Origin of the sequence: Actinosynnema sp. NPDC023658 (assembly GCF_040639995.1) — a bacterium.
Lineage (GTDB): Bacteria > Actinomycetota > Actinomycetes > Mycobacteriales > Pseudonocardiaceae > Actinosynnema.
This window is the reverse complement of the sequence record NZ_JBFAAX010000202.1, coordinates 1-9,921: the sequence shown is the minus strand read 5'-3', so window position 1 is coordinate 9,921 and position 9,921 is coordinate 1. Positions and strand designations below refer to the sequence as shown.

The 9,921-nt window shown below is 70.6% G+C and carries 10 protein-coding genes; 6 read left to right on the top strand and 4 right to left on the bottom strand.

The window, feature by feature from the left end; all coding sequences use genetic code 11:
* Positions 1 to 119: 119 nt before the first annotated feature.
* From AB0G02_RS20635 to AB0G02_RS20620, 4 genes are all read right to left on the bottom strand, one after another.
* On the bottom strand, positions 120 to 1,043 hold the full coding sequence (locus AB0G02_RS20635) for a hypothetical protein (protein ID WP_360796780.1): 924 nt from the start codon (positions 1,041 to 1,043) through the stop codon (positions 120 to 122).
* Between the two features lie 358 nt (positions 1,044 to 1,401).
* On the bottom strand, positions 1,402 to 1,779 hold the full coding sequence (locus tag AB0G02_RS20630) for a hypothetical protein (RefSeq protein WP_360796777.1): 378 nt from the start codon (positions 1,777 to 1,779) through the stop codon (positions 1,402 to 1,404).
* A gap of 65 nt (positions 1,780 to 1,844) precedes the next feature.
* Positions 1,845 to 2,591: a SigB/SigF/SigG family RNA polymerase sigma factor gene (locus AB0G02_RS20625; protein ID WP_360796774.1), complete on the bottom strand. Its 747-nt coding sequence runs from the start codon at positions 2,589 to 2,591 to the stop codon at positions 1,845 to 1,847.
* A complete protein-coding gene (locus AB0G02_RS20620) occupies positions 2,588 to 2,923 on the bottom strand; it encodes an ATP-binding protein (RefSeq protein ID WP_360796772.1) in 336 nt (111 codons plus the stop codon). The genes AB0G02_RS20625 and AB0G02_RS20620 overlap by 4 nt, the downstream gene beginning before the upstream one ends.
* 263 nt (positions 2,924 to 3,186) lie before the next feature.
* Here AB0G02_RS20620 and AB0G02_RS20615 point away from each other — a divergent pair, with 263 nt between their 5' ends.
* The 6 genes from AB0G02_RS20615 to AB0G02_RS20590 are packed head-to-tail and all read left to right on the top strand — an operon-like array spanning position 3,187 to position 9,893.
* Positions 3,187 to 3,972 (top strand): ABC transporter ATP-binding protein, encoded by a 786-nt coding sequence (locus tag AB0G02_RS20615; RefSeq protein ID WP_360796769.1) that lies wholly within the window; start codon positions 3,187 to 3,189, stop codon positions 3,970 to 3,972.
* Positions 3,969 to 4,757: an ABC transporter ATP-binding protein gene (locus AB0G02_RS20610; RefSeq protein WP_360796766.1), complete on the top strand. Its 789-nt coding sequence runs from the start codon at positions 3,969 to 3,971 to the stop codon at positions 4,755 to 4,757. Before AB0G02_RS20615 ends, AB0G02_RS20610 begins: the two co-directional genes overlap by 4 nt.
* Positions 4,754 to 6,607, top strand: coding sequence for an AMP-binding protein (locus AB0G02_RS20605; RefSeq protein ID WP_360796763.1), 1,854 nt, complete (start codon positions 4,754 to 4,756; stop codon positions 6,605 to 6,607). Before AB0G02_RS20610 ends, AB0G02_RS20605 begins: the two co-directional genes overlap by 4 nt.
* Positions 6,604 to 7,491, top strand: a complete 888-nt coding sequence (locus tag AB0G02_RS20600; RefSeq protein WP_360796759.1) for a branched-chain amino acid ABC transporter permease — start codon at positions 6,604 to 6,606, stop codon at positions 7,489 to 7,491. The genes AB0G02_RS20605 and AB0G02_RS20600 overlap by 4 nt, the downstream gene beginning before the upstream one ends.
* Entirely contained in the window at positions 7,488 to 8,588 is a 1,101-nt protein-coding gene (locus tag AB0G02_RS20595; RefSeq protein ID WP_360796756.1) for a branched-chain amino acid ABC transporter permease, read from the top strand. Before AB0G02_RS20600 ends, AB0G02_RS20595 begins: the two co-directional genes overlap by 4 nt.
* A gap of 12 nt (positions 8,589 to 8,600) precedes the next feature.
* Entirely contained in the window at positions 8,601 to 9,893 is a 1,293-nt protein-coding gene (locus tag AB0G02_RS20590; RefSeq protein ID WP_360796753.1) for an ABC transporter substrate-binding protein, read from the top strand.
* The last annotated feature ends 28 nt before the right edge of the window (positions 9,894 to 9,921 follow it).

The window sequence follows — 9,921 nt, the reverse complement described above, 5'->3', positions numbered from 1 at the left end:
GCCATGGCTCCCGGGGGTGGGGTCGCCCATGGCCTGAGCGCGGATCGGCCGTGGGGGTGAGGGTGGGGGTGGCCCGGTGGTCGGTGGGGGATTGGTGGTCGGGTAGGTGTGGTGTGGGGTCAGTCGCGGAGGAGGGCGCCGACGTCCTCGTGCAGCCGGACGGCGCCGCCCACGAGCACGATCTCGGCCCCGCACTCGACCGCGCGCAGCGGCAGCACCTCGTCGGCACGCCCGCCGTCGACCTCGCGCGAACCGACGAGGGTGTCGGTGAGCAGCAGGGTGTCGACGCGACCGTCCGCCAGCGCCTTCTCGACCGACTGCATCCCGTGCACCGCGCGGCCGGTCAGGCGGGTCGACTCGTCGCGGAAGCGCTCGACGACGGCGCGGCGGGCGTCCTGGTTCGCGCGCCCGGCCAGGTGCAGGACCGCTCGATCGGGCGGTCCTTCGACCTCCACGACCAGGTGGTGGTAGCGGTTGGGGAGGGCGACCCTCAGCGACCGCCGCCCGGCCAGCGGGCCGGCCAGCACCAGCAGCGGTGCGCCCAGGCGGTCCACCAGGGTGGTCGCCTCCTCCGCGACGTCGGCCAGCTCGGACTCGTCGAGCCTCCGCCCCGGCCGTCGCGCGCCCACCGACGCCACCGCCACCGGCCGACCGGTCGGGTCGACGCCGCGCAGGTCCGCGCCGTGCTCACCGACCTGGACGACCACGTGCGGCAGGAGGGGTTCGGACAGGTCGACCAGCGGCAGGATGTAGGGCTTCGGGCCGAAGCGGGCGGTGTAACCGGAAGGCGGCACGGGGACGTACTGGTCGACCAGCACCCGCCCGCCGCCCACCACGAGGCCGCGCCCGGCCAGGCCGCGCGGGGTCACGCCGGACATGATCGTGTTGTGCGCCAACGCCACGAGGTACGGATCGGCGGACATGGCCTGGAGCTGGTCGCGCATCGCCCGCCACCGCAGGTCGACGTGGTGACCGACGTCGAGGAACACCGAGACGAAAGGCCCTTCGACGTCGACCAGGTTGTGCAGACTTCCCGTGTGCATTGGTCCTCCCCGTTCGGGTGCACACGGGAGATACCCGAAAGGGGGGTGGTGCAACCGCCTTCGCAACGCGGTCCGTAACCCCGTGATCACCCCGGCGGCACGACGTCCCCACCCCACCGCCACCCCGTCGTGTTCCTGTAGTCGACCCCTTCGCTGTCGCGTTCGTGTGAGCGCGGTGGGTGGTTGCGAGAGCGGAAACGCAAGTGAGCCAAGCGAATCATGCCGCGATGCGCAGGCGTCTCGACACGCGGAAGAGTGAAGATCGAAGTTCCGTGACACCGAGGACGGACGAGTGCACCCGGAAGGGACGACCATCACACCCAGGGGTGGTAGGGGAGGAGAAGATGAGGTCAGGGGGTCAGCCGGAGCCGGCGGTGCGGCGGGCTCGTTGTTCGCACCACGCGCAGCTCTCCGCGACGGCCACGGCGGCGAAGCCGATCAGCAGGTGCACGGCGTTGCCCACGACGCCGGCGTCCATCGCACCTCCCGGCTCACCCACGCCGAACGCGAACACGACCAGGAACACCACGCTGATCAACGTGCCCACCAGCCGGGCCACGCGGGTGCGCAGGGCGGCCGCCCCGATCACCACTCCGGTCACGACGTGCAGCACGGCGAGCGGCGGCTCGGAGCGCAGCAGGTCCAGCACGCCCCACACCACCAGGAGCACGCCCAGGAGCAAGGCCGTCCGCTGCGGCCACGCCAGGCCCGCCAGGCTCGTCACCACGGCCATCACCCCTGTCTCCCTCCGCCGGCCGGACCGGGGGTCCGCCGGCGCAACCCGTCACCGGAGCACGGCCGCTACTCGTCGTCGAGCAGGGACCGCAGGCGGGCCAACGACCGGCTCAGCAGCCGCGAGACGTGCATCTGCGACACACCGACCGAGTCCGCGATCTGGCTCTGCGTCATGCCCTGGAAGAACCTCAGCACGACGATCCGCCTCTCCCTCTTGGGTAGCCCGCGGAGCATCGGATCCAACGCGTGTTGCAGCTCCACCACCTCAAGGGCCGGATCGTCGCTGATCAGGCGGTCGGCGTGGTTCAGCTCGTCGCTGATCGACTCCTCGTCCAACGACAGCAGGTGGTAGGCCGAGGTCGCGTGCAGGCCCTCGTAGACCTCGTCCACCCCGATGCCGAGGTGGCGGGCGACCTCGCTGGGCGTGGGCGTGCGGCCGGTGTGCCGGGACAGCTCCACCCGCGCGGTGTCGATGGCGACGCACAGCTCCTTCAACCGCCGCGGCACGCGCAGCGCCCACCCCTGGTCGCGCAGGTACCGCCGCACCTCGCCGGTGATGGTCGGCACGGCGAACGCCAGGAAGTCGATGCCGCGGCTGACGTCGAACCGGTCCACCGCGTTGATCAACCCCACGGCCGCCACCTGGCGCAGGTCCTCCACGGACTCGCCGCGCTCGGCGAACCGGTCCGCGATGTGGATGGCCATGGGCAGGTGCTCGGTCACCAACCGATCCCGCAACCGCTGGTAGTCCACACCGTTCCGCTCGGCTTCCGCCAGCTCGTGGAACAGCGGCTGGTAGTCCACGGCGTTCATGCCCGACACCTCAACTCGACCCGCAACCGGCCCTCCCCGTCAACCCAGGTGGCCACCGCATCGGTCACGGAACTGACAACCCGCCAGTACAACGAGTCATGATCGGGAACGGTGACGGCCGATGACCGGACCTCCGCCCGGAAGCGCACGGAATCACCTTCCCGGGCGAACCGGCAGCGCAGGACGGCGGTCGGGTCGAGGGTCCGCGAGATCAGGGAGCTGCACGCCTCGTCGACGGCGATGACCAGGTCGATGGCCAGCTCGGGCGTCGCCCGGGCGATCGCGCTGGCGACGGCGCGCACCGTCGAGAGGTAGGCCGGCCTTGCCGCCACCCTGAGCTCCACCTCCGAGCCGTCCATACGTGGCGAACGCTCCTCACGATTCCTCGGCGCAGTCGCCGGGGGCATACCCGGGCACCCCTGCCGTTACACCAGTCGCACCCCTCCCGCTGCACCCGTCCACACAGGACTGAGCAACAGAATCGTGAAAGCCGAACATGCCGTGAGCTGGTTCATCACGGTTTGCGAACAGTGGTAGGTAACCCTGTGATCGCCGTCATACTGATCGCCTCCCCGACATCCCCAGGAGGCGCCTGGTGCTCGAGGCGAACAACCTTGAGGTGGTTTACGACGACGTGATGCTGGTGCTGCGCGGCGTGAGCCTGAGGGTTCCGGAGGGGCGGATCGTCGCCCTGCTCGGCGCGAACGGCGCGGGCAAGACGACGCTGCTGCGAGCGCTTTCCGGCCTCCTCGACGTGCACGACGGCAAGATCACCCGCGGCGACATCACCCTGGACGGAGAACCGATCCACCGCTCCTCGCCCACGCGCATCGCCGCGCTGGGCGTGAAGCAGGCGCTGGAGGGCAGGCGCATCCTGGCCGAGCTGTCGGTCGAGGAGAACCTGCGCGTCGGCGGGCACAGCAGGCCGCGCGGCATCAAGCGGAACCTGGACCGGATGTACGAGTTGTTCCCCCGGTTGCGCGAGCGGCGGCGGCAGAGCGCCGGCTACCTGTCCGGCGGCGAGCAGCAGATGCTGTCCATCGGCCGGGCGCTGATGTCCGAGCCGCGCTACCTGCTGCTGGACGAGCCGAGCCTCGGCCTGGCCCCCCTCATGGTCCAGCAGATCCGGGACCTGATCGTGAAGATCAACGCGGCGGGCACGACCGTGCTGCTGGTCGAGCAGAACGCCACCATGGCCCTGTCCATCTCCGACCACGGCTACGTGCTGGAGACCGGCAAGGTCGTGATGGACAAGCCCGCCGCGGCGCTGCTGGCCGACGAGGACGTGCGCGAGTTCTACCTGGGGCTGCGCGGCGAGGGCGCCGCGCGGTCGTTCCGCGACGTGAAGCACTACAAGCGGCGGAAGCGGTGGTTGTCGTGAGCGACGTGCTGGAGGTGCGGGACGTGCGGCTCGCGTTCAACGGCGTCACCGCCGTGGACGGCGTGTCGTTCCACGTCGACGCGGGCGAGCTGTTCGCCATCATCGGGCCCAACGGCGCGGGCAAGACGTCGATCTTCAACGTGCTGTCCGGGGTGTACCGCCCGCAGTCGGGCTCGGTCCGGTTCCAGGGCGAGGAGCTGCTGGGCAAGCGCCCGCACAAGGTCGCGGCCATGGGCATCGCCCGGACGTTCCAGAACATCGAGCTGTTCGCGCACCTCACCGTGGTGGAGAACCTGATGCTCGGGCGGCACAACCACATGCGGTACGGGGCGCTGTCGGCGTTCGCGTGGGTCGGCCGGGCCCGCCGCGAGGAGCTGGCCAACCGGGCGGCGGTGGAGGAGGTGATCGACTTCCTCGAGCTGGAGCAGTGGCGACGCCTGCCGGTCGGCCTGCTGCCCTACGGCGTGCAGAAGCGCGTGGAGCTCGGGCGCGCGCTGGCGATGGAGCCGAAGGTGCTGCTGCTGGACGAGCCGGTCGCGGGCATGAACGTCGAGGAGACCGAGGACATGGCGCGGTTCGTGCTCGACGTCCGCGACGAGCTCGGCATCGCGATGATCATGGTCGAGCACGACATGGGCCTGGTGATGGACCTGGCCGACCGGGTGATGGTGCTGGACTTCGGCAAGCCGATCCGCACCGGGACGCCCGCCGAGGTGCAGCAGGACCCCGACGTGGTGCGGGCGTACCTGGGCGAGGCCCACCACAGCCTGGGAGGTACCGCGTGAGCGCCCCGACGACGACCGGGCTCACGACCGTGGTCACCCGCGTGCGCGACCGGGCGGCGGCCACCCCGGACGCGGTGGCGTTGAGGGCCAAGGACTTCGGCATCTGGCGCGAGGTCACCTGGGCGCGGTACTGGGAGCAGGCCGAGCTCGTCGGGCACGCCCTGATGGCGCTCGGCGTCGACCCCGGCGACCGGGTCGCGATCCACTCGGAGAACCGCCGCGAGTGGCTCTACGCCGACATCGGCGCGGTGGCCGTCCGCGCGACCACCGTCGGCCTCTACCCGACGAACCCGGCGAGCGAGGTCGCCTACCTGCTGTCGCACTCGGGCGCGCGCGTGCTCATCGCGGAGGACCAGGAGCAGGTCGACAAGGCGTTGGCCGTGCTGGACTCCCTGCCCGAGCTGGAGCGCATCGTCTACCTCGAACCGCGCGGCATCCGGCACCGCTACACCAACCCGGAGCTGCTGTCCTGGGACGAGTTCCTGGCGCTGGGCGCGGAGCACCGCGAGGCCCACCCGGACGCGGTCGCGCGCCGGATGCGCGAGGTCGAGCCGGACGACGTGCTGACGTTGATCTACACGTCGGGCACCACCGGGCCGCCCAAGGGCGCGATGCTGACCGTGGCCAACGTCGAGTTCGCCGTCGAGTCGCTGGTCGAGGGCGGCGGGTTCACCTCGCCGCCGCCGTCACCGGAGGACGTCACGCTCTCCTACCTCCCGCTGTGCCACGTGGCCGAACGGATCTTCACCACCTGGTTCAGCGCGGCGGCCGGCATCCAGGTGCACTTCGCGGAGTCCATCGACACCGTGCAGGCGAACCTGCGCGAGGTGCAGCCCACGATCCTGTTCGGGGTGCCCCGCATCTGGGAGAAGGTGATGGCCTCCATCACGATCAGCGCGTCGAGCGCCACCCGGGTCAAGCGGGTGACCACCCGGTTCTGGCTCCGGGTGGCCGACGGGCTGGGCGAGCGGCTGGTGCGCAACGGCGGCAGGCACACCGCCGCCACGCGGCTGAAGTACGGCGTGGGCTGGCTGCTGTGCTTCCGGGCGTTGAAGACCCGGATCGGCATGCGGCACGTCCGGTACGCGTCCTCGGGCGCGGCGCCGATCTCGCCGCAGGTGCTGCGGTTCTTCATGGGCATCGGCGTGCCGATGCACGAGGTGTACGGGATGACCGAGAACAGCGCGGTCGCCACCGGCAACCGGCCCGGCCGGGTGAAGGTCGGCACGGTCGGTGAGCCGCACCCCGGCGTGGAGCTGCGGATCGCGGACGACGGCGAGATCCAGACCCGGCACGCGGGCGTGTTCGCGGGCTACTGGCGCGACCCGGACGCCACCCGGCGGGCGATGACCCCGGACGGCTGGCTGCGCACCGGCGACGTGGGCGAGTGGGTCGACGGCACGCACGTGCGCATCACCGACCGGATGAAGGACATCATCATCACCGCGGGCGGCAAGAACGTGGCGCCGTCGGAGGTCGAGAACGCGCTGAAGGCCTCGCCGTACATCAAGGAAGCGGTCGTGCTCGGGGACCGGCGCCCGTACCTGGTGGCGTTGATCGGCATCGAGCAGGACACCGTCGGCCACTGGGCCAGGCAGCGCCGGATCTCCTACACCACCTACCGCGACCTGGCGGAGAAGGACGAGGTGCGCGAGTTGGTGCAGGGCGTCGTCACGCGGGTCAACGAGCGGTTCGCCACCGTGGAGCAGGTCCGGAAGTTCCGGATGCTGCCGAAGGAGCTGGACCACGAGGACGGCGAGCTGACCGCGACGCAGAAGGTCAAGCGCTCGGCGCTGGCCAAGGCGTTCGGGGAGCTCGTGGAGGACATGTACCCCGGGGGGCGCGGATGACCGAGTTCCTGCAATCGTTGATCCGGGGCCTGGGCTCCGGGTCGATCTACGCGCTGCTGGCGCTGGGCTTCGTGATCATCTACAAGTCCACCAGGGTGATCAGCTTCGCCCAGCCGGCGTTCATGCTGGCGGGCGCGGTGCTGGTCAGCTACCTGGCCGCGGACGTCGGGTTCTTCGCGGCCGTGCCCATCGCGGCGGTGCTGATCGCGGTGCTGGCGCTGGGCGTGGAGCGGACCGTGCTGCGGCCGATGATCGGCAAGCCGGTGTTCGTGGTCGCGATCATCACCATCGGCGTGGACGTGGTGGTGCGGGTGGTGACCAACGCGTTCATCGGGCTGGACGTGCGGCAGGTGGGCGACCCGTGGGGCCTGTCCACGGTGACGCTGCTCGGCGTCGAGGTGCAGCAGCGGTACCTGGTGATGTTCGGGACGACGGTGGTCGTGGTCGCGGTGCTGTTCGCGTTCTTCCGCTACTCCCGGGTCGGGCTGGCCATGCGCGCGGTCGCCCACGACCAGGAGGTCGCGCTGGCGCAGGGCATCTCGGTCGGCTCGGTGTTCGCGCTGTCGTGGGCGATCGCGGGCGGGCTGGCGGCGCTGGCCGGGGTGTTCGTGGCCACCGGCGCCGGCGTCGACCAGCAGCTGTGGGTGATCGCGCTGAAGGCGTTGCCCGCAATCATCCTCGGCGGCCTGGACTCGTTGGGCGGCGCGGTGGTGGGAGGGCTCGCGGTCGGCGTCGTGGAATCGCTCGTCGGCACCTACCAGGGTGACGCCGCGCCGTGGCTGGGACCGAACTTCGCGCTGGTCGCGCCGTACGTGCTGATGCTGGTCGTGCTGCTCGTGCGGCCCTACGGGCTGTTCGGCAGCAAGGAGGTGGAGCGGCTGTGAAGGGTCGTCCGGAGCTGTACACCTCGTACGCGCAGGACATGGCGTTCCTCAACACGCGCCCCAAGCGGGCGTGGACGGGGGCGTTGGTGCTGGTGGCGCTGCTGGTGCCGTTCGCCGTCACCGACGACCTGCTCATGCTGCTGGCCACCGGGTTCGTGGCGGCCATCGGCGCGATCGGGCTGAACATCGCGACCGGGTACGCGGGGCAGGTGTCGTTGGGTCACGCGTTCTTCCTGGCCATCGGCGCGTACACCGGGGCCGCCCTGTCGGGTGACCCGGACGGGCGGGTGCTCGGGTTCGGCGTGACGTCGCTGCCGGTGTGGCTGCTGGCGTCCGGGCTGGTCGCGGGGCTCGCCGGGCTGGTCGTCGCGCCGATCGCGGTCCGGCTGCGCGGGCTGTACCTGGCGATCGTGACGCTGGGGCTGGTGTTCCTCGGGGAGCACGTGTTCCGCGAGTGGACGTCGCTGACCGGCGGTCCCGGCGTGGGCCGGCCGGCGGCGGTGCCGGAGCTGTTCGGCGTGCGGTTGGACCGGCCGTCGGCGCTGTTCACCGGGCCGCAGCAGCTGTACCTGCTGATGTTCGTGCTGCTGGTGATCTTCGCGGTGTTGGCCCGCAACCTGGTGCGGTCGCGGATCGGGCGGGCGTTCGCCGCGGTGCGCGACCGGGACCTCGCGGCGGCCGTGATCGGCGTCGACCTGACCCGGTACAAGGCGCTGGCGTTCGCCGTGTCGTCGTTCTACGCCGGTGTGGCGGGCTCGTTGTTGTTCGTGGTCAACGGGTTCTTCGACCCGGGGTCGTTCGGCCTGCTGCTGTCGGTGCAGTACATCGCGATGGTGCTCATCGGCGGTGCGGGCACCATCTCCGGCGCGATCATGGGCGCCCTGTTCATCACGCTGCTGCCGCGCATCACCCGGGAGCTGCCCGCGGTGCTGCCGTTCATCAGCGCCGACGCGACCGGTGCGGTCACGGTGTTCCAGGTCGAGGCGGTCCTCTACGGGCTGCTGATCGTGGTGTTCCTGATCGTCGAACCACGTGGCCTGTTCGGTATCTGGGTGCGCGTCCGCAACTACTGGCGCACCTGGCCTTTCTCGTACTGAAGGGTGGATGGGATGGCAAGTCACAGAGCGGTGCTCGCGGTGCTCTCCGTGGTGGCGCTGGCCTCCGTCGCGTGTCGCGGCGGCGACGGCGCGGCACCGCAGGAGGGCAAGGGCGGCATCAAGGTCGACTTCGGTGTGACCGCCGAGCCCTGCCCGGACACCGGCCACAGTGACCGGGGCTGCATCTACCTCGGGTCGATCTCGGACCTGACCGAGGGGCCGTTCAAGACGCTGGCGGTGCCGATCACGGAGGCGCAGAAGGCGTTCTGGAAGCGCGTCAACGACAAGGGCGGCATCGGCGGCTACGACGTCGACGTCACCACGTACGTCAAGGACAACAAGTACAACCCGCAGATCCACAACCAGGTGTACCAGGAGATGAAGGGCAAGATCCTGGCCCTGGCGCAGACGCTGGGCTCGCCCACGACCGCGGCGATCCTGCCCGACCTGGAGAGCGCGCAGATGGTGAGCGTGCCCGCGTCGTGGACGTCGCTGTGGGGCGTGGAGGAGGTCGTGCTGGAGTCGGGCGCGAACTACTGCGTCGAGTCGATGAACTCGGTGGACTACGCGGTGGACGAGCTGGGCGCGAAGAGCGTGATGGCCGTGCACCTGCCCGGTGACTACGGCGACGACGCGGCGGCGGGCGTGAAGATCGCGGCCGACAAGCGCGGCGTGACGTACTCCGACGCGGTCACCCAGACGGGTCAGGACAACCAGGGCGGCGCGATCGACGCCGTGCTCGCGAACAAGCCGGACGTGGTCGTCCTGACCACCGGCCCGACCGACGCGGCGGTGATCATCGGCCAGACCGCGGCGCGCGGGTTCAAGGGCAAGTTCATCGGCACCTCACCGACGTGGAACCAGGGCCTGATGCAGAGCCCCGCGGCGCCCGCCATCAAGGCGCTGTACCTCCAGTCGGCGCCGTGGAAGTCGTGGGCGACCGACTCCCCCGGGCACAAGGCGCTGCGCGAGGCGCTGCCGAGCGTGACCCCGAACGACGGTTACACGTCCGGGTGGGTGTGGTCCTACCCGCTGAAGGCGGCGCTGGAGAAGGCGGCCGGGAACAAGGACCTGACCAGGGCGGGCGTGCTGGCGGCCGTGCGGCAGCTGGGCTCGGTGGACTACGAGGGCATGCTGCCCACCGGCGCGGGCAACTTCGCCGGCAACTCCAACGACGCCGCGTTCCGGCAGACGTTGATCTACAAGCCGGACGAGAAGGCCCCGACCGGGGTGGGCCTGGTGGAGGACTTCTTCACCGGACCCACGGCGAAGGACTTCAAGTTCGAGAAGCCCTGCTACCAGTAGTGCCCGCGGTCGGCCCGGCGGCTCCACC

Excerpts from the sequence above, each read along its gene's own strand:
- AB0G02_RS20590 (WP_360796753.1), top strand. The coding sequence starts at position 8,601 with ATGGCAAGTCACAGAGCGGTGCTCGCGGTGCTCTCCGTGGTGGCGCTG.
- AB0G02_RS20625 (WP_360796774.1), bottom strand. The coding sequence starts at position 2,591 with ATGAACGCCGTGGACTACCAGCCGCTGTTCCACGAGCTGGCGGAAGCC.
- AB0G02_RS20635 (WP_360796780.1), bottom strand. The coding sequence starts at position 1,043 with ATGCACACGGGAAGTCTGCACAACCTGGTCGACGTCGAAGGGCCTTTC.
- AB0G02_RS20600 (WP_360796759.1), top strand. The coding sequence starts at position 6,604 with ATGACCGAGTTCCTGCAATCGTTGATCCGGGGCCTGGGCTCCGGGTCG.